This window comes from Halopseudomonas salina (assembly GCF_014637955.1).
In the GTDB taxonomy this organism is placed as follows: domain Bacteria; phylum Pseudomonadota; class Gammaproteobacteria; order Pseudomonadales; family Pseudomonadaceae; genus Halopseudomonas; species Halopseudomonas salina.
In genome coordinates, this window is record NZ_BMFF01000010.1 from 53,149 (window position 1) to 76,062 (window position 22,914).

The window sequence follows — 22,914 nt, forward strand, 5'->3', positions numbered from 1 at the left end:
ATGATCTGAATCCCGCCCGTATCGGCGGTGTCTGCTTGCGGCTGTCTGGTTCAGACAGCGCGGCATCAGCAACAGGAATCAATATCATGTTTTCCACTTTATTCAGGCGATTGAGTCGCTGCCTGGCGGCCATTGCGCTGGCGCTCGGCCTGGCCGTGCCTGCCGGTGCACTTACCTTCGATCAGACGCTGCGCATCGCCGAGCGTGAAGCGCCCTCGCTTGCGGCGCAGGCAGCCAACAGTCAGGCTGCCCGCAGCGCTGCCATTCCCGCAGGTGCACTTCCAGATCCCCGGTTGGGGCTGGGCCTGCAGAATCTTCCGGTTGAGGGGCCCTCAGCCTGGGACCTTGATGCAGAGCGCATGACCATGCAGCGCATCGGTCTCATGCAGGAAGTGCCAAGCCGCGCCAAACGCCGGGCCCGAGTTGAGCTGGCGCAGGCGGGCATAATGCTTGCCGATGCGCAGCAGGCGGTCGAGCGTCTGGAAGTGCAGCAGGGTGCAGCCCAGGCCTGGATTGCGGTTCTGGCCATTGAGCGCAAGCTGACGGCTTTCGCTGAGCTCCATGCGCAAAACCAACTTTTTGCCAAGGCCGTCGATGCCCGCCTGGCTGGCGGCGCGGGCCTGGCGGCCGACAGCGTGGCGCCCCGCCAGGAAGCGGCGATGCTGGCTGACCGCGAAGACGCGCTTGTGCGCGAGCAAGCGCTGGCGCGAGCCCAGTTGCGCCGGTGGGTAGGCGAGCAGGCCGGCCAGCCACTGAGCGGTGGCTGGCCCAAGTGGCCGGTGGACGCTGACGAGTACCATGATCGTCTACAACGCCATCCTCAGCTTCAGCTGTTCGATCCGCTGTCGCGTCAGGCTCAGGCGGACATTGACCGGGCTATCGCGGAGAAGACGCCAGACTGGAGTTGGGGCGTCGACTATCTGAGAAGGGGGCGGGAGTTCGGCGATATGGTCAATCTCAGTGTGACCTTTGATCTGCCCGTTTTTGCCGGTTCCAGACAGGATCCGCTGATCGAGGCTGAGCGCGCCAGCCTTGCCAGGGTGGAGGCCCAGCGGCAATCGATTGCGCGCACCTACCAGCTCGAGTTAACCGACGCACTTGCCGAATATCAGAGACTTGACCGGACCTTGAACCGGTCAGAAGACACGCTCCTGCCTTTGGCGGAGGAAAAGGTCCGGCTGGCCATGGCGGATTATCGTTCTGGCAGGGGCGCGCTGAACACCGTGATCGATGCCCGTGAGCAACTGATTGATGCCCGCCTGCGCCATATCGACCTGGCACGGGACCGCTCCCTGAGCAACGCCCGCCTGTATTTCGCCTTTGGAGCTGACCACCAATGAAAAACCTATTCGCAAAGATGTTTGTTCTATTGGCAGCGTCTTGCTTGCTCACGCTTGCTCCCGCCCTGGCCCAACCAGCCGAAGAAGACCGTGAGGTGCTTTACTGGTACGACCCGATGTATCCCCAGCAACGTTTCGAAAAGCCCGGTCCGTCACCGTTCATGGACATGGACCTGGTGCCCCGCTATGCGGACAATGACGCCGGCAGTGACGGGACGGTCATGCGGATCGACCCCGGTATTGTGCAGAATCTGGGCATGCGACTGGCGGCTGTCAGCCGCGGGCCGGTCAGCATAACCATCGAGGCAACGGGGCAGCTGACGTTCAATCAGCGCAATCTGGCCGTGGTTCAGGCACGCAGCGCGGGCTTTGTCGAGCGGGTGTATGCATTGGCTGAGCAGGATCAGGTCGCCCAGGGTGCGCCGCTGGCTGATTTGCTGGTACCCCAATGGTCTGCGGTACAGGAAGAGTATCTGTCGTTACGCGGTCTCGGAGAGCCGGAGCTACTGGCGGCTGCGCGTCAACGGATGCGTCTGGCCGGCATGCCGGACACGCTGATTCGCCAACTTGAGCGCAGCGGACGTGCACAAACGCTGTGGACTCTGAGGAGCCCTATTGATGGTGTGCTGCTCGATCTTGAGGTGCAGCAGGGCATGACAATAGCGGCTGGTGCCACGCTGGCGCGAATCAATGGCATAGATACGGTCTGGCTGGTTGTCGAAGTGCCCGAAGCTCAGATCGCCGGTCTGGCGCCCGGACAGACAGTGCTGGCGCGATTACCGGCGTTTCCCGGTGAGTCGCTCGACGGCACTATCGAGGCGGTGCTGCCGCAGGCCAGTCGCGACAGTCGGACAGTTCAGGTGCGCATCGTCCTCGACAATGATAAGCAGCAACTGCGGCCAGGCATGACCGCCGACGTTACCCTGAGTCGTCAGGAAGCCGTGGCTCTGCTTGTGCCAACAGAGGCACTGATTCGTACCGGCAGGCGCACTCTGGTCATGGTTGCCGAGGAAGCCGGCAGATTCAGGCCGGTGGAAGTGCGTATCGGTCGTGAGACGGAAGATAAAACGGTTGTGCTCGAAGGGTTGCAAGAGGGGCAGCAGGTAGTTGCTTCCGGCCAGTTTCTGCTGGACTCCGAAGCCAGCTTGCGTGGTCTGACTGCTGCCCCGGTGGACATGCCGATGTCCATGCCACAGGCGCCCGTGCTGCATCCTTCAGAGGGCACTATCGTCGGCATTGAAGAGGATATGATTTTCCTTGATCACGGACCTTTCCCTACATTGAACATGCCCGGCATGACCATGGGCTTTCCATTTGCAGATCCGGCACTGTTGAAGGGGCTGGAAGAAAATGATCGGGTTCGGGTCGGTGTGCGTGAGAGTGATGAAGGCCTGACTATCGAGACTATCGAGAAAGTGGAGGCTCAGCCATGATTGCCGCGACTATTCGCTGGTCGGTAGCCAATCGTTTCCTGGTGCTGTTGGCGACCCTGTTTGCAATTGCCTGGGGCACCTGGTCGGTACAGAACACCCCGATTGATGCGTTGCCGGACCTGTCCGATGTCCAGGTCATTATCCGCACACCCTATGCCGGTCAGGCGCCGCAGATCGTCGAGAATCAGGTGACCTACCCGCTGGCCACGACCATGCTCTCGGTGCCGGGGGCGAAGACCGTGCGCGGTTATTCGTTCTTCGGTGATAGCTATGTTTACGTGTTGTTCGAGGACGCTACGGACCTGTACTGGGCGCGCTCCCGTGTGCTGGAGTATCTCAGCCAGGTGCAGAGCAGCCTGCCCGCTGGCGCTGAGCCGGCATTGGGGCCGGATGCCACCGGCGTCGGCTGGATTTTCCAGTACGCACTGGTCGACCGCACCGGCCAGCATGACCTGGCGCAGCTGCGCTCATTGCAGGACTGGTTTTTGCGTTACGAGCTGAAAACGCTGCCAAACGTGGCCGAGGTAGCGCCGATCGGCGGAATGGTCAAACAGTATCAGGTTGTGCTTGATCCGGTGCGTATGGCCAGTCAGCAAGTCACCCAGCAGCAGATTGCCCGGGCCATTGATGATGCCAACCGGGAAACCGGCGGTAGCGTGCTGGAACTGGCCGAAAGCGAGTTCATGGTGCGGGCCTCCGGCTATCTGCAGTCGATTGCCGATTTCCGCAGTATTCCGTTGCGCCTGGGTAGCAGCGGAGCACCAATCACTCTGGGCGATGTGGCGGATATTCGCCTAGGGCCGGAAATGCGTCGTGGCATTGCCGAGCTCGATGGAGAGGGAGAGGTCGTCGGCGGAGTCGTCATCCTGCGTAGCGGCAAGAATGCCCGGGAGACCATTGCGGCGGTGAAGACTCGGCTGGAGGAGCTGAAGAAGGGCCTGCCCGAGGGTGTCGAGATTGTTACCACCTACGATCGCAGTGAGCTGATCGACAGTGCCGTAAGGAATCTGAGCTACAAGCTGGTAGAGGAATTCATTGTGGTGGCGCTGGTATGCGTGCTGTTCCTCTGGCACTTGCGTTCCTCGCTGGTGGCAATCGTTTCGCTACCGGTAGGTATTCTGATCGCGTTCATCATCATGCAGCGCCAGGGCGTCAACGCCAACATCATGTCCCTTGGGGGAATCGCAATCGCGATTGGCGCGATGGTGGATGCGGCCATTGTCATGATCGAGAACGCGCACAAGCATATCGAGGCCTGGCATAAGCGCAATCCCGACAAGGAGCTCAAGGGCGATGCGCACTGGAAAGTAATAACGGATGCGGCTGTAGAAGTGGGTCCTGCGCTGTTTTTCAGTCTTTTGATCATTACGCTATCGTTCATTCCGGTATTCACCCTGGAGGCCCAGGAAGGCCGACTGTTTGGTCCGTTGGCATTTACCAAGACCTACGCCATGGCGGCGGCTGCGGGTCTGGCAATAACCCTGGTACCTGTACTGATGGGGTACTGGATCCGCGGCAAAATTCCGGCAGAAGAGCGCAATCCGATCAGTCGAGGGCTGATCAGGGTTTATCAGCCGGCGCTGGATGCGGTACTGCGCTGGCCGAAAGCGACGATCGCCCTTGCTGTAGTGATCTTTCTCAGCGGACTTTGGCCTGTCAGCCAACTGGGTGGTGAGTTCCTGCCGCCGCTGGATGAGGGCGATCTGCTCTATATGCCTACGGCGCTACCAGGACTGTCGCCGCAAAAGGCTGCAGAACTGCTGCAGCGCACCGACCGGATGATCAAGTCCGTGCCTGAGGTCGCCCGCGTATTCGGCAAGGCCGGGCGTGCAGATACCGCCACCGATCCCGCGCCACTGACCATGTTCGAGACGACTATCCAGTTCAAGCCGCGCGACCAGTGGCGCGAAGGAATGACGCCAGAGAAGCTGGTCGAAGAGCTGGACCGGGCGGTACAGGTTCCGGGTCTGGCCAACCTGTGGATTCCGCCGATCCGTAACCGTATCGATATGCTGGCAACGGGGATCAAAAGCCCGATCGGGGTCAAGGTATATGGCTCCGAGCTGGCGCAGATCGATCGCGCTGCCCAGGCTGTCGAAAAGATTGCCAAGGAGATTCCGGGTGTCAGCTCGGCAATCGCTGAAAGGCTGACTGGCGGGCGCTATATCGATATCGACATCGACCGCACTGCGGCAGCGCGCTACGGACTGAATATCGCCGATGTCCAGGCCATTGTGGCCGGTGCGGTAGGTGGGATGAATGTGGGTGAAACCGTCGAGGGTCTGGCGCGCTACCCCATCAGCCTGCGTTACCCCCGTGAATGGCGTGACTCTCTGGGCGATCTGCAACGGCTACCCATTTATACGCCCAGGGGAGATCAGATCACCCTGGGCACGGTGGCGGATATTGCTATCACGGATGGGCCGCCTATGCTCAAGAGCGAGAACGCGCGCCTGACAGGCTGGGTCTATGTGGACGTGCGTGATCGTGATATGGCCGCGGTGGTCGCAGATCTGAAGGCTCGGATCAGTGACGAGGTGGAGCTGACATCCGGGATGAGTATCAGTTATTCCGGCCAGTTCGAATTCATGGAGCGCGCCAACGCCAAGCTGAAGCTGGTGGTGCCTGCGACGCTGCTGATCATATTTGTGCTCTTGTATCTGATCTTCCGCCGTTTCGATGAAGCCTTGCTGATCATGGCGACATTACCCTTCGCACTTACCGGTGGGGTCTGGTTTCTCTATTGGCTGGACTTCAACCTGTCTATCGCCACCGGTGTCGGTTTTATTGCATTGGCGGGTGTTGCAGCCGAATTCGGGGTGATCATGCTGCTGTATCTGACCAATGCGCGAAAGGAGCGTCTCAATGCCGGACTTAATGACGAAGGTTCGCTGATCGATGCGATTCGCGAGGGGGCAGTACAGCGAGTCAGGCCCAAGGCCATGACCGTGGCGGTGATTATTGCCGGCCTGATGCCGATTCTGCTGGGTAGCGGTACGGGCAGTGAAATAATGCGCCGGATTGCTGCGCCGATGGTCGGCGGTATGATCACGGCGCCGCTGTTGTCGCTGTTCGTGCTGCCTGCGGTCTACCTGTTGATGCGCCGACGCTCGACTCAACCAAACTCGCCGCCGCTCTCAGGGCCTGGATAGACCGGGGCGAAACCGCCGCCGGGTGTGCGGAAGTTGGTGGTCTGGCCCTGATAAAGACGGGCAGCCACCCATTGCACCTGGCCAGCATACACGTAGTTACGCAGGTCGAATTTCAGTGTCTGTTGCGATTCGCTGTCACTCAGCATGCGCTCGCCGGGGGTGATCAGAGCCTGCGCCACGTAGTCGCCGGCGAGAATTTCCTCCCAGACCCGCCGGGTCAGCTTGTCACCTCGATAGGCCGCGCGGCTGCCGTAGCCGGCTGCAGGCTTGAAGAAAAGTTGCTTGCGTTGCGCCCAGAGCAGGTCTTCCTTGTCACGGTGAACATGCTGAGTGTGTGGAATGCCGGCCAGCAGGATTTTCCGGGTTTGCTCAGGCACGCCCAGGCGCTTCAGGTGTTCCTCGTCGCTGAGCAGGATCAGGTTGCGCTTGTCGGCGTAGAGCGCATGGGCCTGGGGGTCTGGGGTCAGCAATGCGGCATCCGACAGATAGGCCTCGCGCAAGTGTGCGTGGCTGGGGGACTCCAGCAGAAAGTCCGTCAATCTGTTGTAAACCAGATCAATTGGCAGGCCAGCATGCCACAATTGGCCTGCGCGTAACTCAAGTTCGCCCGGATCGGTAATGACTGTCTTGATGCCATTGCGTTCGAATAGGTGTTTGAACAGCAAGAATTCGGGGTAGAGATACTGGCTCTGCGGATCTGCATCCACAATTGCAATCGTCGCCAGTCGGCTCTTTTTACCGGCCAGGGCCCATTCGCGTTGAAACATGGCGACTATGTCTGTCTCGAACTGGTCTGCCAACGCAGGCGGAGGTATCAGCCCGGCTACCTCCGGACAGCAGGCTCTCTGGGCCCGAGCCATCAGGGCGTTAAGCATCGCTCCGCCGGCATTGGTGTTTATCTCGATCAGACCAAAGCTGTCCTGTGCCACGTGAAAGTCGTAACCCATGAACACTCCCCGAGCGCCGGAAGCATGCCTGCTTTTCGCCGGGGCCTGCGCGTCTATTTCCTCACGGTAGGCTGGGAGAGCGATAACCGATTCGATTGCGGCGATCAGCTCCTGCATGCGCGCCATGTGAGCCGGCGAGACAAACACCGGCTGCGCGGCAAAGATTGTCGGACAACGTTCCTGCAGAAGCTCGAAGAGGTCTGGCGTTCGGGTTTCGCTGGCCAGCGCATAGCGCAGTGCCTGCTGATCGAGACTGATGCAGAAGCACTCGCTGTTGAGTCTCTGGATCATCTGGTTCTGGTCGTTGCCCATGGGCGCCGGATTCCTGCGTGGAGGTTGGTTAACAGCTGTTTATAACAGGTCACCTGCCGCCGGGTATAGCGACCAGTTCAGCTGTAACCGGCTGACGTTTTGCTTGAGCTGAGTCAATAGGCGACTGCCACTATCTTGCTAGCATTCTCCTGAATATAGCTCCGGTCTGCCAGTCATGGATACCTGGCGACCGGTGCAGACATGCAGGGACATGGGAGTCGTTGCCATGCATTCAAAACAAAAAAACGCGTCACCGCCGGAGATAGATGCTGCGGACCTTGCCGAGCGTCTGAGGTTTATTCAATGGTCTCAGGAAGATCAGGTGCGCCTCAATGGGTGGCAGAACAGCGCTGGAACATTGATTGAAAATGCGGTTCTGAAGCTGTATGGACATCTGGGGCAGTTCGCTGTGCCTGCCGGCATACTCCGAGACGAGGCAACAGTGACTCGTTTGAAGGAGCGACAGCAGGAGTATTACCAGCAGCTGTTTCGCGGCAGGATCGATGGGGATTATCTGAAAGATCGCTCACTGATCGGCCAGGTGCACGAACAGCTGGGTGTTGATCTGCAATGGTATCTTGGCAGTTACAGGTTTTGTCTGAGCGAGATGCTGGAGGGAATGGTAGCTGCTGACAGAGCTGATGGTCGTTGGGCGCTGGAATCCTTTCAGAGTCTGTTGAAAATCGTTTTTTTCGATATCACTCTTGCAGCCGAAGCCTATCTGGCGGCAACAACCAGGGCCTTGGCCGCCAGCGAAAGCCGATTCAGTCACGCCCTGCGAGGTGCCAATGATGGTATCTGGGAGTGGGATCTGGAGACCGACAGGCTGTATGTGTCTGACTGGTGGGCCGGCATGCTCGGCTTTACGGTAGCGGCTATAGGTCAACAGTCAGCGGGGTGGTTTGACCTGGTTCATGGGGATGATCTGGATGGGCTGCGCCAGGCAATCGACACTCACCTTGAGGGTGGTACACCTTCACTTTATTGCGAATACCGTATACGAACGGCAAGGGATGGCTTGCGCTGGGTCCTGGTCAGAGGGGTGGTCGAGAGTGACCACCAGGGCCGGCGACGTCTGGCCGGCTCGCAAACGGATATCAGTCGGCAACGCCGCAACCAGAAGCAACTCGAACATGCTGCCAAGCACGACCAGTTGACTGGTCTGCTCAATCGAAGGCGCTTCAACAGTTATCTTGAGGAGCTGTTGTTGCGACAGGGTCGTCCTGGGGCTCGCTATGCGGCACTCCTGTTCATTGATCTGGATCGCTTCAAACTAATCAATGATAGCCTCGGTCATGCCGCTGGCGACAAGGTGCTCAGGCACGTAGCAAAAAGATTGCAGGACTGTGTACGCACAGGAGACCGTCTTGCCCGTTTCGGTGGTGACGAGTTTGTCGTGCTTCTGGATGATCTGGCTGTGCCAGGGGATGCCGAAGTTATTGCCCGCAAAATACTGACCTCGCTCCGTGAGCCGCTGCGTTTTGGCGACCGCTATCTGGTGGTCAGCGCCAGTATTGGCATTACCGTGCTAGGTCCTGAGCAGAGTCCCGAGCATGCCCTGCAGGCGGCTGATCTTGCGCTATATCGCGCCAAGGAAACCGGCAAGGCTCGTTATCATCTGTTCGATCAGAGTATGCAGGACGAGGTCCGCAATCGTTTGCGCCTGGAGACGGATGCGCTGCAAGCACTGCAGGGTAATGAGTTCAGTCTGGTCTATCAGCCTGTGCTGGATCTGTTGTCGCCCGGTGGCTGTCCGCCGGTGGCTGTGGAGGCCCTGTTACGCTGGTGCCATGATGGCGAGCCTGTTTCACCGGTCAGCTTTATTCCCGTGCTTGAGGAGTCCGGCGAGATTATTCCTGTGGGTTACTGGGTACTTGAGCAGGCGTGTCAGCAAACCGTGCACTGGCAGAACAATGGAGCGCCGCACCTGCGTTGTTCGGTGAACCTCTCGGGTTTGCAGCTCAGGGAAGCAGACTTCAGCCTCAGGGTCCGGGAAATTCTGGACCTTACGGGGTTGCCATCAACATCTCTGGTGCTGGAAATCACCGAGAGCCTGCTGGTGGATGCCGAGGGTCATAGTGTGTCCAGTCTGCGAGAACTGGCGGCCATGGGCGTGCGGATAGCCCTTGATGATTTTGGTACGGGTTTCTGCTCCCTGGGTTATCTGAACCGCTTTCCGATTCACATCATCAAGCTTGATCGCAGCTTTCTGGTCGAGGCCCACGACAATCCCACCCAGCAAGCCATCTGCCGAGCGATCATCAGCCTGAGTGCTACCCTGGGGCTGGACGTGGTGGCCGAGGGAATAGAAACACTCGAGCAGGTGGATTTTCTGCTCGCCGAGAATTGCCGATTCGGGCAAGGCTTTCTGCTGTCGCATCCATTGAGCGTAGCGGATATGAACCTGATGCTGAGTCGTTGATCCGCAGCACAGAACCAGCGAACAATGCCTAGATGTCGCCCCACAGGTACTGGGCAAGCGTGAGCGCTGTGACCGGCGCCGTCTCGGTGCGCAACACACGCGGGCCAAAACGGGCGGGTTTGAAGCCGCTTTTCTGTGCGCGCTCGATTTCCTCGCGGCTCAGACCGCCTTCGGGGCCAATCAGCAGGGCGAGTTCGTCTGGGCGTTGCAGGCTTTCAAGGCTTTGCTCGGTGCGGTGGTGCAATACCAGTTTGAGGTCCGCCTGAAGGTCATCGAGCCAGACGTCCAGAGAGGTCGGCGGGTGCACTTTTGGTACCACGCTGCGCCCGCATTGCTCACAAGCGCTGACCGCAATCTGCTGCCAGTGTGCCTGCCGCTTGTCGGCCCGCTCACCCTGCAGTTTTACTTCGCAGCGCTCCGTAAAGAGCGGTGTTATCTGATTCGCTCCCAGCTCAACGGCTTTCTGAATCGCCCAGTCCATCCGTTCACCGCGGGACATTGCCTGGCCCAGGTGGACCTTCAACGCAGACTCCGGTAGGCCCGGTATTGCTGGATCCAGGCGTACGGTAACCTGCTTTTTGGCTACCTCGATAACCTCGCCTGGCCACTCCTGTCCGGAACCGTTGAACACCTGAATAGCGGCGCCGGGCGCCAGACGCAGTACCCGGCCGATGTAATGTGCCAGGTCACCGTCGAGCTGGTGCTCGCCGGCGTCCATGGGCGCATCAAGGTGAAAGCGTGAGACCCGCATTATCAGTCCCGTGTGGCCAGCTGGATGCCTTCATAGGCGACACTGGCCAGGTGATCGATCTGGTCAGGTGTGATCACGTAGGGTGGCATGAAGTACACCACGCTGCCCAGCGGACGCAGTAGTGCTTCATGCTTGAGGGCGTGCTCATACACGCGGATGCCGCGACGCTCTTGCCAGGGATACGGCGTTCGGTTTGCCTTGTTTTGCACCATCTCGATAGCCAGCACCATTCCCGTCTGGCGCACTTCCGCTACATGCGGATGATCCGCGAAATGGGCGGTGGCGCGGGTCATATGCGCCGCGAGCGACTTGTTGGCCTCGATCACATTGTTCTGTTCGAACAGATCCAGTGTCGCCAGTGCTGCAGCGCAGGCGAGCGGGTTGCCGGTGTAACTGTGCGAATGCAGGAACGCGCGCATGGTTACGTAGTCGTCGTAGAAGGCCTCATACATTTTGTCAGTAGTCATGCACACGGCCATTGGCAGGTAGCCAGCAGTAAGGGCCTTGGACAGACAGAGAAAGTCAGGGCTGATGTCAGCCTGTTCGCAGGCAAACAAGCTCCCGGTACGACCAAAACCGACAGCAATTTCGTCGTGGATAAGGTGCACGTCATAGCGGTCACAGGCCTCCCGCAGGAGCTTCAGATACACCGGGTGGTACATGCGCATCCCGCCGGCACACTGGATAAGCGGCTCTATGATAACCGCGGCAACTTCTTCGTGGTTTTCTTCCAGCGCGCGTTCCATATGCTCGAACATCTTGCGGCTGTGTTCCTCCCAGCTGGCGCCTTCTTCACGGTCGTAGCAGTCTGGCGACGGGACGGTAATTACCTCCATCAGAAGGGGCTGATAGGTTTCCTTGTACAACGCTACATCGCCCACAGCCAGGGCTGCCAGGGTTTCGCCGTGATAGCTGTTGGAGAGGGTAATAAAGCGTTTCTTCCGAGGTTTCCCGGTATTGAGCCAATAGTGAAAGCTCATCTTCAGGGCGACCTCGATACAGGAGGAACCGTTGTCAGCGTAAAAGCAACGGGTCAGCGGTGCTGGCGTGATATCCACCAGGCGTTCGGACAGTTCGATGATGGGTTGATGGCTGAAGCCGGCGAGAATCACATGCTCCAGGCTGTCGAGCTGATCCTTTATCCGTTGATTGATATGCGGGTTGGCATGGCCGAAAATATTGACCCACCAGGAGCTGACTGCATCGAGATAGCGATTGCCTTCGAAGTCGTGAAGCCATACGCCCTCGCCACGCTGAATCGGAATGACCGGCATGTGCTCATGATCTTTCATCTGGGTGCATGGGTGCCAGAGCACTGACAGATCACGCTGCATCCACTGATTGTTCAAGCCCATAGTCGCCTCGCCGAAATTGGAATTAGGCGACAATTGTACCTCAGCCGGTTCGGGCCTGCAGTGTCTCAGCGCGTGTTAAAAACCACCATCGTCTTGCCTTTCACGTTGATCAGGCCCTGTTCCTCAAGTGTCTTGAGCACTCGGCCGACCATTTCCCGCGAGCAACCGACAATCCGCCCCAGTTCCTGGCGGGTAACCTTTATCTGCATGCCGTCAGGGTGCGTCATGGCGTCCGGTTGGCGGCACAGGTCAAGCAATGTGCGGGCAACCCGGCCGGTCACGTCAAGAAAGGCCAGATCCCCTACCTTGCGAGTCGTGTTGCGCAGGCGTTCCGCCATCTGCCGACCTACCGCATAGAACAGATCCGGATCCTGCTGGCTCAGCTCGCGAAACTTGGTATAGCTGACCTCGGCCACTTCGCACTCGCTTTTGGCTCGCACGCAGGCGCTGCGATCTTGCTGCGGCGTGACATCATCGAAGAGTCCCATTTCACCAAAGAAATCGCCCTGGTTCAGGTAGGCAATTATCATTTCCCGACCCTGCTCATCCTCGATAAGAATGGTGACGCTGCCCTTGAGGATATAGAACAGGCTGTCGGAATGATCTCCCGCGTGAAGGATGGTGCTGCGGGCGTTGAAAGTGCGCAAATGACAATGTGCCAGATAGCTGTCGAGGTTCTTGATGCGGGGCGTCAGGGCGTTTACGACCATGTAGTTATCCTGTCGAGCAGTTCGATGTTGCCGGAGCAATCGTGGGCGCCTCAAATCGAGACCAAACTTGATTATGTCCAATTTTTGCGATGATGACCAGTCCAGGTCTTCGCAGTCTGAGCCTGTGCTATTCTGCACGGCCTCAGACTGACCTGCCGGAGATGTAGATGAAAGCGCAAATCAAGTGGGTGGACGGTGCCATGTTTCTCGGTGAGTCCGGTAGCGGCCACACGATCGTGATGGATGGCCCACCGGATGCGGGTGGGCGGAACATGGGTGTGCGTCCAATGGAGACGGTGCTGATCGGTCTGGGCGGGTGCGCCAGTTATGATGTGGTGAGTATTTTGAAAAAATCACGCCAGGATATCCGCGACGTACAGGTGTCACTCGATGCCGAACGCGCAGAGACCGAGCCCAAGGTCTTCACGCGTATCCACGTTCATTTTGTAGTGACTGGCAAACAGTTGAAGGAAGCCCAGGTGAAGCGCGCGGTGGAGCTGTCTGCGGAGAAATACTGCTCGGCGTCGATCATGCTTGGTCGGGCAGGGGTGGAGATCACCCATGGCTATGAAATCGTGGAAATAGACTGACCATCGGGCCCGCTTTCAACGGGCCCCATTGCGCAGCATTTCAGATTTTATAGGTTGCCTTGGTCATGAAGCCCGAAAGCAGGGTCATTGCGGCCTTCACTGGTTCGGGAAAGATCATGCCGCCGGCTTCGAGCGCCTGGGCCCCGTGCTCGATCTCGTCGATGCGCATCTGCTCGAGAATGGCCCGCGATTTTATGTCTTCCTCTGGCAACTGGGCCAGGTGGTCATCGAGATGCCGTTCGACCAGCTGTTCGGTTGCGGCCACAAAGCCCAGGCTTATGCGATCACTGATCAGCCCTGCCGCGGCACCCATGCCGAAGGACAGGCCGTAAAACAACGGGTTCAGCAAGCTCGGCTGACTTTTCAACTCGCGCAACCGTTGTTCGCACCAGGCCAGGTGGTCAATCTCCTCGGCCGCCGCATGTTCCATTTTGGCCCGCACATCGGGGAGTTTGGCTGTCAATGCCTGCCCCTGGTACAGCGCCTGGGCGCAGACTTCGCCAGTATGGTTGATGCGCATCAGGCCGGCTATGTGCTGACGTTCATGTTCGTCCATCGGCACGTTGGGCATGTGTTGCGACGGTGAAGGCCTGTTTGCCTGGGCTGCGCCCGGCACCAACGTCCGCAGTGACTGGTCAGCCTGGGTGAGCAAGCGATCCAGGGTGCTGTATCGACGGGGTGTATTCATTGGATTGCTCCTGGGCAGGAAATGGGTAACGGGCGCCACAGAGGTGCCAGACTGCACTGGATCAACCTGGAGGCCAGGTCATCTGGCGCTTGCCCAGCACGTGCAGATGAATGTGGTAGACCGTTTGACCACCATCCTGGTTGCAATTGAATACAGTCCGAAAACCATTGTCGCAACCCTGTTCGGCAGCTACCTGTTGGGCAATGAAAATCATATGGCCAACCAGTGCCCGGTCGTCTGTGGTCAAGTCGCTGATGCAGGCGATGTGTCGTTTGGGAATAACCAGAAAATGCACAGGCGCCTGGGGGTTGATGTCATTGAAGGCGATGACCTGATCATCCTCGTAAATCTTGCTGGCAGGGATCTTGCCCTCAACGATCTTGCAGAACAGACAGTCCATGCGCTACTCCTTGGCTGGTCTTTAAAGTGCTTCCAGTGTAACCATCTGGCGCTAGAATGGCATCACATCGAAGTGCTGCAAAAGGATTCGCCAGTGAAAAACGATATCCATGATCTGGGTCTGCTGCTCGACAGCCGCGTCAAGCTGATCATCACTGAAAGCTGGGAAGAGCAGCGCGTGCTGGAAACCATGGCGGCGTTAGCGGTGAAGCGGGCGCGTACCTGGTTTACCTGGGACCATGTTGACGGTCTGCAACGCCTTGGTTTTGGCGAAGAAATCGAGGATGCAGACACCTGTGATCCCGAGAAGGCATTGCAATGCGTGCGCAGGGACAGCCAGCAATCCATCTACGTGTTCTGCGACCTGCACCCGTTTCTCGAGAACCCCAAAGTTGTGCGGCTGCTCAAGCTCGTCGCAATGAATGCAGACCCGCATGCTCCGACCATCATGTTGGTCAGTCACCAGATCAAGCTGGCACCGGAGTTGAGCAGGCTGGCGGCTCGCGTGGAGCTGAGCATGCCCTCTGATGAGCAGTTGTCCGCCATCATCCGCGAGGAGGCAGCAGTTTGGACGGAACAAAACAAGGGTCTCAAGGTACGTACCGACAGCCGCACGCTTGAGCAGGTAGTGCGCAATCTGCGCGGCACTACCCATGAGGAGGCGCGGCGATTGGCTCGCAAACTGATTGCTGATGACGGCGCCATTACTCAGGAGGATGTGCCGGCGTTGAACAAGGCCAAATTCAGCCTGCTGGATATGCAGGGCGTATTGAGCTTCGAGCAGAATACCGCCCATTTCGCCGAGGTGGGCGGCTTGCATCACTTCAAGCGCTGGCTGATGGAGCGCCAGGCTGCATTCCTTGGCGCCGGACAGATAGAAGATGCACCGAGGGGCGTGATGCTGGTCGGAGTGCAGGGGGCGGGCAAGAGTCTTGCTGCAAAGGCGGTTGCCGGCGTTTGGGGGCTGCCGCTGTTACGTCTGGATTTCGCTGCGCTGTACAACAAGTACATAGGCGAAACCGAGAAGAATCTGCGTGAAGCATTGCAAATGGCTGACTGCATGGAGCCTTGCGTGCTCTGGATTGACGAGATCGAAAAAGGTCTGGCGCCTGACAGTGGCGACCAGGGCGTATCCCGCCGATTGCTGGGGACCCTGCTGACCTGGATGTCGGAACGCAATACCCGGGTATTTCTCGTGGCTACAGCCAATGACGTGAGCCAGCTTCCGCCGGAATTGATTCGCAAGGGGCGTCTGGATGAGCTGTTCTTCATTGATCTGCCAGACAGCAGCGTCCGAGAAGACATTTTGCGTATCCATTTGCAGAAACGCGGCCTGAGTATCGAGGGTTTTGATGTGCCCGCGCTGTCACTGGCATGTGACGGTTTTTCCGGGGCAGAGATCGAGCAAGCCGTTGTTGCAGCGGTATACGCTGCTTCGGCACGCGGGCAGAGCGTCACCGATGCTCACTTGCAGGGTGCGATGTCGCAGACATCGCCCCTCTCGGTAGTCATGGCAGAACGCTTGCAGGCTTTGCGGGCGTGGGGTAGAGACCGTGCAGTGATGGCAGGTTAGAAGGGCTTGACCACCACCAGAATGACCACTAGGACCAGGACCAGTACCGGAGCCTCGTTGAACCACCGGTAAAACACATGGGAGCGTGTGTTGCGATCGGTAGCAAACTGCTTGAGCATCGCGGCGCAGGTGAAATGATAGATCAGCAGCGCAACAACCAGGGTCAATTTGGCATGCAGCCAGCCCTGACTGAGCCACGCCGGAGCGAGCACCACCAGCCAGATCCCCAGTGCGATAGTCACGATCATGGAAGGCACCATGATGCCGCGATACAGCTTGCGCTCCATGATCTTGAAGCGTTCCTTGCTGACCCCGTCTTCGCTCTGGGCGTGATAGACGAACAGGCGCGGTAAATAGAAGAGGCCGGCGAACCAGGTCACGACGGCAATGATATGAAAGGCTTTGATCCACAGATACACACTGCAGTCCTCTTGAATGATCAAGGTGCCTCTGAGTGAGGCAGTGAGTGCTGGTAATTTGCGCCAGCGCTTTTATGATAGGGGGTTATCAATCATGTTCAAACGATTCAGGAAGTAAAGATGATCAAGATCGGCATAGTAGGTGGAACCGGCTATACAGGTGTGGAGCTGCTCAGGCTCCTGGCCCAGCATCCCCAGGCTCATGTCGAGGTGATTACTTCCCGATCGGAAACCGGTGTGCGCGTGGTGGATATGTATCCCAACCTGCGCGGGCACTACGACAAGCTGTGTTTCAGTGTGCCGGACAATGAGTCATTGGGACGCTGCGATGTGGTCTTCTTTGCCACCCCCCACGGCGTGGCCCACGCCATGGCGGCGGAGTTGCTGGCAGCAGGCACGCGGATCATTGATCTATCAGCTGATTTCCGCCTGCGTGATGCTGCCGAGTGGAGCCAATGGTATGGCCAGCCACACGGTGCTCCCGAATTACTCGACCAGGCTGTTTACGGCCTGCCCGAAGTCAATCGAGACGCTGTACGAAGTGCCCGATTGATAGCAGTGCCGGGCTGCTACCCGACCGCAGTACAACTGGGGCTGCTGCCGTTGCTCGAGGCAGGACTTGCTGATAACGAGCGTATTATTGCCGACTGCAAATCCGGCGTCAGTGGCGCTGGCCGTGGGGCCAGCGTCGGCTCGCTTTTTTGTGAATCCACGGAGAGCATGAAGGCGTACGGCGTCGCGGGTCACCGCCACCTGCCAGAGATTCGCCAAGGCTTGCAGGCTGCAGCCGGAGGCCCTGTGGGTCTGACCTTTGTGCCCCATCTCACGCCGATGATCAGGGGGATACACGCTACCCTGCACGTGTCCGTAAAAGATCATTCGATTGATCTGCAGGCGCTGTTTGAGAAGCGCTATGAAAGTGAGCCCTTCGTTGATGTGATGCCTGCCGGAAGCCATCCGGAAACGCGCAGTGTTCGAGGTGCCAATATCTGCCGATTGGCAGTCCATCGGCCCCAGTCCGGTGATCAGGTAGTCATTTTGTCGGTTATCGACAACCTGGTGAAAGGCGCCTCGGGGCAGGCGGTGCAGAACATGAACATTGCCTTCGGACTCGATGAGAAAACAGGACTCTCCCATCCGGCGCTCATGCCCTGATGACCGGGTTCAAGCGACGCAGGCCATTGCGCGATCACAGTATCGTGCTGATGCCGCGCAACTCGAAACTGATCAGTGCATTGAAGGTGATAGGGGTGCTGGCCCTGGTGCTGGCGATTCCGCTTAGTGCCTGGCAGGCGTGGCAGGCCGGTCTGCGCTCCCAGGCGGACGTCCTGCTTGAGCGTGACCGGTTGCGTGTACAGCGTGAGGAGCTCGTGTCTGAATTGACCGCGACCCGTGAACGGGCGCAGGAGCTTGAAGTTGATTTGCTGGTGGCTGTCGAGTCGGTGACGGAGAACCGCGGGATGGTTCAGGAGCTGGAGCAACAGCTCTTTCATCTGCAGCAGGACCTCGCCCAGTACCAAGGTGTACTGGAGCCTACCGCCGCTTCGCCGGGTGTACGCATCCAGGCATTCGAGTTACTGCCTACTGAAGATCCGGACAGGTTCCGGTACAAGGTCATGGTGAGCAGGGTTGGTGATGAGGAAGAGATCCTCCAGGCCCGCTTGCTCATGCAGATTCATGGGCTTAAAGATGGTGAAATGGTCAGTCTGCCGTTGGCGGATATGACCGAAGCAGATGACGCGGAGGGTATTGCCCTGAATTTTCGCTATTTTCAGGTGGTGCCCGGTCCTGGAGCTGGATCGGAGCTGCGTTTGCCAGAAGGCTTCGAGCCAAAACGTATCGAATTGCAGGCGCTTCAGAACGGCTCGACTCTTGTCGAGCGGTCATTCGAGTGGACAGCTACAGGAGTACCCTGATGTGGGGAGCAGATAAGCACAAGAAGATGGACATCGGTAAGTTTGGTGGTAAAACCACCATCGTCGCACAGGAAGCGGAAATCAACGGCGATATCAGCTTTTCCGGGATTCTGCAGGTAGACGGCCGTATCATTGGCAACATCAATGCGGAGCAGGGGCTGGTGCGGGTGAGCGAGCATGGGCGGGTGCAAGGAGTGATCACTGCGCCAAACGTGTTGATTAACGGCGAAGTCATTGGTGATGTGCATGCTCACGAGCATCTGGAGCTTGATGCCAAGGCGCGCATAAACGGCAACCTGTATTACCGGTTCATCGAGATGGTCATGGGGGCCCAGATCAGCGGTACGCTTAATCATTTGAATGAAACAGCCTCGGTAACTCCGATAGCCCAGATTGCCGACCGGACTCGCCAGGATGAATAGTTGACCAAAAGAGTCGGGAAAAGGATAATGCATAACCTGATGTGCTGTGGCACCTGTCGCTGGAGGTCTTATGTCGACTGCTGAAGTTTTTACCCCTTCCCCTTTGTTGTTTACCGACACTGCTGTTTCCAAGGCCAAGTCATTGATCGACGAGGAAGGTAACGAGCGTCTGAGTCTGCGAGTATTCGTCACCGGTGGCGGCTGCTCCGGCTTCCAGTATGGATTTACCTTTGATGATGAGCTGGCCGAAGATGACACCATTGTCGAGCGCGAAGGGGTAAAGCTGGTTGTGGATCCCATGAGCTTTCAGTATCTGGTGGGGTCCGAGGTGGATTACCAGGAAGGTCTTGAGGGGTCTCGATTCGTTATCAACAACCCCAATGCGGCGACCACTTGCGGCTGCGGTTCCTCCTTCTCCATCTAACTTTCTGAGATTCAGGCGGGGTAGTGGGCGCCCAGTATCCTTGCTCCGCAAGCGCCTGTGACTTCAGGCTGATTGCCAGGTTGCCTCTCCAGGCAGCGCCACGCCAACCAGGCGAACGCAATTGCCTCCATCCAGTCAGGATCAACTCCAAGCTGTGTCGTAGTCGCTAATGGTAGCGGATCGAGAAGTGATTCGAGCCGCTCCAGCAAGAACTGATTCCTCGCTCCGCCACCACATATAAACACGCTTTTCGTTGTTGCCGCGCTCCTGGCTACAGCCTGGCTGATGGTTTGCGCGGTCAGTTCCAGTAGCGTCGCCTGAATGTCCTGTGGGGGCAAGACTGCAGTCAGGTTGTCCAGTTTGTGCCTGAGCCAGGCTGGATGAAAGTACTCGCGGCCAGTGCTCTTGGGGCCCTGACGTCGAAAATAGGGGTCGCTCTGCATCAGGTCGAGCAGTTCCGCTGAAACCTCACCGCTGCGAGCCCAGTTGCCGCCGGCATCATAGGGCTTGGAGCCGTGCAGCTGGATCCAGTAATCCATGAGCACGTTTCCCGGACCGCTGTCGAAGCCAACAACGGGCTGCTCGGGGTCCAGAATGGTCAGGTTGGCGAATCCACCTATGTTAACCAGGGTTCGCGCCTCGTCTGGACTACGCAGTAGCCACTCATGGAACGCTGGCACCAACGGGGCTCCCTCACCACCGGCGGCAAGATCTCGGCTCCGAAAATCCGCTATGACGCTTATGCTGGTGAGCTCTGCTAGCAGCGCGGGGGCGCCAATCTGGCTGCTGAAGCCCAGTTCCGGATGGTGGCGGATGGTTTGTCCGTGACTGCCGATGGCCATAATGTCGGTCGGCAGCAACGCGTTTCTTTCAAGCAGTTGTTGGACGCCCGCGGCAGCGAGACGCGCCCAGTTCTGGCCCGCCATGCCCGCACGGCGTATTTCGTCCGCGCCGGGCGAGCAAAGTGCAAGGAGATCTGCGTAAACAGGCTCGGGGAAGGGTATGCAGCAGGCATCAATTAATTTTGCCTGCTGGGGTGCGGAGAGTTCAACCAGCGCTACGTCGATACCGTCCAGGCTGGTACCTGACATGATACCGACGTAGAGATTGGCCAATTATGGCTCCAGGGAGGCCAGTTGGCTGGTGCTCTGTTGGTCCAGGCTTGCCATCATCTTGTTGCTCAGTGCCATGAAGGCTGTGCGCTCGGCCTTGGGTACCGGATCGGAAACCGGTAGCTCAATGCCCAGGGGATCAACATGACGGCCATTAACCTGAAACTCGTAATGCAGGTGGGGTCCGGTTGCAAGGCCGGTCATGCCCACGTAGCCAATGATCTGGCCCTGCGATACGTTACTTCCATGGCTTAGCCCGCTGGCGAAGCGACTCATGTGTGCATACAGAGTCTTGTATTTCTGACCGTGCTGCACAACGATTGCATTGCCGTACCCGCCTTTGCGTCCGAAGTGGACAATGCGACCATCACCAGTAGCCTTGATCGGCGTGCCGGTAGACGCAGCATAATCCACGCCGTTGTGAGCCCGAATCTTGTTCAGGACCGGGTGGCGGCGGTTAGGATTGAAGCGCGAGCTGATGCGGGCGAACTCCACAGGTGTGCGGATGAACGCCTTGCGCAGGCTGGTTCCGTCCGCGCGGTAGTAGCTGCTGTAGCCGTTCCTGTCGGTGTAGCGCACTGCCGTAAACGTCTTGCCCTTGTTGGTGAATCGCGCGGCAAGAATGTTGTTGGTACCTACGCGCTTTTCGCCAACATGAAGCTCTTCGAATACCACTTCAAACTTGTCGTTTTTGCGAATATCCCGCGCAAAATCCACGTCGTAGCCGAAGATGTTCGCCATTTCCATGGTCAACCCGTGGCTCATTCCGGCCTTCTGGGCTGCGAGAAACAGCGAGCTGTCGATATTGCCCTTGGCAAAGCGGGTGCGTACCTCGGGCTCGATGATGTTCTTGCTGAAAGTGTAGCCGTCTGGCGTGCTATCAATCTGTATGGTTTCCAGATCGCTTACTTTCGATCGCAGCGTAATAAGATCCCCGGTAGGTGCCAGCTTGAACTCCAGCTCCTGTCCTACCTTGAGGCGGGTAAAACGTTTTGCTTCCTTACTGCTGTTAATGACCGAATGCAGGGTAGTGGCGCCTAGCCCCATTTCGTTAAACAGCACAGAAAGCGTATTGCCGCTGGCTACCGTAATGGATCGCCATTCCGAAGGACGCAATGGAACTGCAGTTTCCTCTACGACAATCGGTTGCTCTTCAGTCTTTTCGGCGCGCTCATCTGTCTCATTGTCAGTGACCAGTTGCTGACCGTTGGTCGGCAGTGGCGAAGAGAATGTGACCGTTTCACGGATTAGGGCATCCAATTCTGCAGAGTTTCCCTCCGGAGCCAGGTGGTCACCCATGTGGCCCGACTCAAGGTCCAGAGGGATAAAAGTTTTACGTGCTTCGACGTCAGTGGTGGGGATAACGAGCAGAAAGATGCTCAGCGCAGCTGCTATACCACTTGCAGCCACCAGGTGGCTTTTAGGGTACAGCGGCGATTTTGTCTTGTGGAAAGCCATAAGCGCTCTTGTCGTTGATTCTATGTAATGTGTAATAACTTGCTAAATTATAACTGAAAGTCCTCTGTGGCAAGCTTTCAGCGCCACCGCCTGTCAGTTTTCCAGCGCAACCTGTGTTCATATTCTGACAAGCATACCCTGTACACGCTTGTAATTGATCATCAATGTTGTATGTTTGGACCCCTTTTTTGTCACTCAACAACAGGATTTGCGGACTTATGAAGCCGGTCGAGGAACAGTTGGCGCTGATCAAGCGCGGCGCGGAGGAGATTCTGGTCGAAGGCGAATTGCTGGCGAAACTCAAGCGCGGCGTTCCGCTACGGATCAAGGCGGGTTTTGATCCAACTGCTCCAGATCTCCACTTGGGTCACACGGTACTGATCAACAAGCTGCGTCAGTTCCAGGATCTCGGGCATCAGGTTCTTTTTCTGATCGGCGACTTCACCGGCATGATTGGTGATCCGTCGGGTAAAAACGTGACTCGTTTGCCTCTGACCCGGGAACAGGTCATGGCGAATGCCGAGACCTATAAAGAGCAGGTATTCAAGATTCTTGATCCCGCACGCACTCAGGTGATGTTCAATTCCACCTGGATGGACAAGATGACTTCTGCCGACATGATCCAGCTCGCAGGGAAGTATACCGTTGCCCGCATGCTCGAGCGGGATGACTTTGACAAGCGCTATAAGAGTGGGCAGTCCATTGCCATCCATGAGTTTCTCTACCCGTTGGTGCAGGGTTATGACTCGGTTGCGATGCAGGCTGACGTAGAGCTTGGCGGTACCGACCAGAAGTTCAATCTGCTGATGGGGCGCGAGCTTCAGCGTCAGTTCGGGCAGGAGCCGCAGATCATCCTTACCATGCCGTTGCTTGAAGGTCTGGATGGGGTAAAGAAAATGTCCAAATCCCTTGGTAATTACGTGGGCATCAGTGATGCGCCAGGGGAGATGTACAACAAGATCGTTTCCATGCCCGACACTCTGATGTGGCGTTATTTCGAGCTGCTGAGTTTTCGCAGCATGGAGGATATCGCTCAGTTGCGCTCCGACGTTGAGCGGGGCGCCAACCCCAGGGATGTGAAGATCAAGCTGGCGGAGGAGTTGGTTGCCCGCTTTCATGGCGAGGAGGCGGCGGCTAGTGCACACCGTTCCGCGGGCAACAGGCTTAAAGAGGGTGAGTTGCCAGAGGACTTGCCCGAAGTTGCTCTGGAGTCTGCCGAAGAGATGCCGGTAGCGGCCGTGCTTAATCGGGCTGGCATGGTCAAGAATGCCGCGGCGGCAAAAGACCTCCTTAATGCCGGGTCGGTAAAGGTTGATGGTGTTGTAATCGACCGGGAGTTCATCTTTGCGCTGGGTCGTGATTACGTATGCCAGGCGGGCAAGAAAAAGTTCGCACGTATTCGTATCGAAAAGCCTTGACGGAAAAATCCCAGCCCCTATAATGCGCGTCTGCCCAGTCAGGGCGCTTTGTATAAAGCGCTTTACAATCAAT

The 22,914-nt window shown here is 57.8% G+C and carries 20 protein-coding genes; 11 read left to right on the forward strand and 9 right to left on the reverse strand.

Translation table 11 applies throughout. The features are described from left to right. Nucleotides 1-86: 86 nt before the first annotated feature. From IEV54_RS16975 to IEV54_RS16985, 3 genes are read left to right on the forward strand one after another with little or no spacing between them, the layout of a single operon-like run. On the forward strand, nt 87-1,340 hold the full coding sequence (locus tag IEV54_RS16975) for a TolC family protein (protein ID WP_150279341.1): 1,254 nt from the start codon (nt 87-89) through the stop codon (nt 1,338-1,340). Continuing rightward, nucleotides 1,337-2,773 (forward strand): efflux RND transporter periplasmic adaptor subunit, encoded by a 1,437-nt coding sequence (locus IEV54_RS16980; RefSeq protein WP_150279342.1) that lies wholly within the window; start codon nt 1,337-1,339, stop codon nt 2,771-2,773. The genes IEV54_RS16975 and IEV54_RS16980 overlap by 4 nt, the downstream gene beginning before the upstream one ends. After that, nucleotides 2,770-5,925, forward strand: a complete 3,156-nt coding sequence (locus IEV54_RS16985; RefSeq protein WP_150279343.1) for an efflux RND transporter permease subunit — start codon at nt 2,770-2,772, stop codon at nt 5,923-5,925. The genes IEV54_RS16980 and IEV54_RS16985 overlap by 4 nt, the downstream gene beginning before the upstream one ends. Here the strand turns inward: IEV54_RS16985 and IEV54_RS16990 are convergent. Next, nucleotides 5,889-7,184 carry a hypothetical protein gene (locus IEV54_RS16990; RefSeq protein ID WP_223825556.1) on the reverse strand — a complete coding sequence of 432 codons (1,296 nt, stop codon included), beginning with the start codon at nt 7,182-7,184 and terminating at the stop codon, nt 5,889-5,891. The two genes, IEV54_RS16985 and IEV54_RS16990, sit on opposite strands and share 37 nt — an antisense overlap. Before the next feature lie 226 nt (nt 7,185-7,410). Between IEV54_RS16990 and IEV54_RS16995 the strand changes: the two genes are divergently transcribed. Further along, entirely contained in the window at nt 7,411-9,606 is a 2,196-nt protein-coding gene (locus IEV54_RS16995; RefSeq protein ID WP_150279344.1) for an EAL domain-containing protein, read from the forward strand. A gap of 28 nt (nt 9,607-9,634) precedes the next feature. Here the strand turns inward: IEV54_RS16995 and IEV54_RS17000 are convergent, their stop codons facing one another. The 3 genes from IEV54_RS17000 to crp all read right to left on the reverse strand — a co-directional run bounded on the left by IEV54_RS17000 (nt 9,635) and on the right by crp (nt 12,422). Further along, complete coding sequence (locus IEV54_RS17000; RefSeq protein WP_150279345.1) at nt 9,635-10,357, reverse strand: 16S rRNA (uracil(1498)-N(3))-methyltransferase; 723 nt, start codon at nt 10,355-10,357, stop codon at nt 9,635-9,637. Nucleotides 10,358-10,359: 2 nt separating this feature from the next. Then, a complete protein-coding gene (locus tag IEV54_RS17005; protein ID WP_150279346.1) occupies nt 10,360-11,712 on the reverse strand; it encodes an adenosylmethionine--8-amino-7-oxononanoate transaminase in 1,353 nt (450 codons plus the stop codon). Nucleotides 11,713-11,777: 65 nt separating this feature from the next. Beyond that, the gene (crp, locus tag IEV54_RS17010) at nt 11,778-12,422 is read right to left on the reverse strand and encodes a cAMP-activated global transcriptional regulator CRP (protein WP_150279347.1); all 645 of its coding nucleotides are present in this window, start codon (nt 12,420-12,422) and stop codon (nt 11,778-11,780) included. A 167-nt stretch (nt 12,423-12,589) separates the two neighbouring features. Here crp and IEV54_RS17015 point away from each other — a divergent pair, with 167 nt between their 5' ends. Continuing rightward, nucleotides 12,590-13,012, forward strand: a complete 423-nt coding sequence (locus IEV54_RS17015) for an OsmC family protein (protein WP_150279348.1) — start codon at nt 12,590-12,592, stop codon at nt 13,010-13,012. A 40-nt stretch (nt 13,013-13,052) separates the two neighbouring features. Here IEV54_RS17015 and coq7 read toward each other — a convergent pair whose 3' ends face one another. Beyond that, the gene (gene coq7, locus IEV54_RS17020; protein WP_150279349.1) at nt 13,053-13,700 is read right to left on the reverse strand and encodes a 2-polyprenyl-3-methyl-6-methoxy-1,4-benzoquinone monooxygenase; all 648 of its coding nucleotides are present in this window, start codon (nt 13,698-13,700) and stop codon (nt 13,053-13,055) included. Nucleotides 13,701-13,761: 61 nt separating this feature from the next. Next, nucleotides 13,762-14,100 (reverse strand): histidine triad nucleotide-binding protein, encoded by a 339-nt coding sequence (locus IEV54_RS17025; RefSeq protein ID WP_150279350.1) that lies wholly within the window; start codon nt 14,098-14,100, stop codon nt 13,762-13,764. Nucleotides 14,101-14,193: 93 nt separating this feature from the next. Between IEV54_RS17025 and IEV54_RS17030 the strand changes: the two genes are divergently transcribed. Then, nucleotides 14,194-15,672, forward strand: coding sequence for a Ycf46 family AAA ATPase (locus tag IEV54_RS17030; RefSeq protein ID WP_150279351.1), 1,479 nt, complete (start codon nt 14,194-14,196; stop codon nt 15,670-15,672). On the opposite strand, the gene hemJ is transcribed toward IEV54_RS17030, so the two are convergent. Further along, the gene (hemJ, locus tag IEV54_RS17035) at nt 15,669-16,091 is read right to left on the reverse strand and encodes a protoporphyrinogen oxidase HemJ (protein ID WP_150279361.1); all 423 of its coding nucleotides are present in this window, start codon (nt 16,089-16,091) and stop codon (nt 15,669-15,671) included. The genes IEV54_RS17030 and hemJ overlap by 4 nt on opposite strands. Nucleotides 16,092-16,211: 120 nt before the next feature. Between hemJ and argC the strand changes: the two genes are divergently transcribed. From argC to erpA, 4 genes are all read left to right on the forward strand, one after another. Continuing rightward, complete coding sequence (gene argC / locus IEV54_RS17040) at nt 16,212-17,246, forward strand: N-acetyl-gamma-glutamyl-phosphate reductase (protein ID WP_150279352.1); 1,035 nt, start codon at nt 16,212-16,214, stop codon at nt 17,244-17,246. Further along, complete coding sequence (locus tag IEV54_RS17045; protein WP_150279353.1) at nt 17,246-18,007, forward strand: DUF6776 family protein; 762 nt, start codon at nt 17,246-17,248, stop codon at nt 18,005-18,007. Before argC ends, IEV54_RS17045 begins: the two co-directional genes overlap by 1 nt. Continuing rightward, nucleotides 18,007-18,429 carry a bactofilin family protein gene (locus IEV54_RS17050; RefSeq protein ID WP_150279354.1) on the forward strand — a complete coding sequence of 141 codons (423 nt, stop codon included), beginning with the start codon at nt 18,007-18,009 and terminating at the stop codon, nt 18,427-18,429. Before IEV54_RS17045 ends, IEV54_RS17050 begins: the two co-directional genes overlap by 1 nt. 70 nt (nt 18,430-18,499) lie before the next feature. After that, the gene (gene erpA, locus IEV54_RS17055) at nt 18,500-18,853 is read left to right on the forward strand and encodes an iron-sulfur cluster insertion protein ErpA (RefSeq protein ID WP_150279355.1); all 354 of its coding nucleotides are present in this window, start codon (nt 18,500-18,502) and stop codon (nt 18,851-18,853) included. An 11-nt stretch (nt 18,854-18,864) separates the two neighbouring features. Here erpA and IEV54_RS17060 read toward each other — a convergent pair whose 3' ends face one another. Continuing rightward, nucleotides 18,865-19,968 (reverse strand): anhydro-N-acetylmuramic acid kinase, encoded by a 1,104-nt coding sequence (locus IEV54_RS17060; RefSeq protein WP_150279356.1) that lies wholly within the window; start codon nt 19,966-19,968, stop codon nt 18,865-18,867. Beyond that, the gene (locus IEV54_RS17065) at nt 19,969-21,423 is read right to left on the reverse strand and encodes a peptidoglycan DD-metalloendopeptidase family protein (protein WP_150279357.1); all 1,455 of its coding nucleotides are present in this window, start codon (nt 21,421-21,423) and stop codon (nt 19,969-19,971) included. A 218-nt stretch (nt 21,424-21,641) separates the two neighbouring features. Here IEV54_RS17065 and tyrS point away from each other — a divergent pair, with 218 nt between their 5' ends. Continuing rightward, a complete protein-coding gene (gene tyrS / locus IEV54_RS17070; RefSeq protein ID WP_150279358.1) occupies nt 21,642-22,841 on the forward strand; it encodes a tyrosine--tRNA ligase in 1,200 nt (399 codons plus the stop codon). Nucleotides 22,842-22,914: the final 73 nt, after the last annotated feature.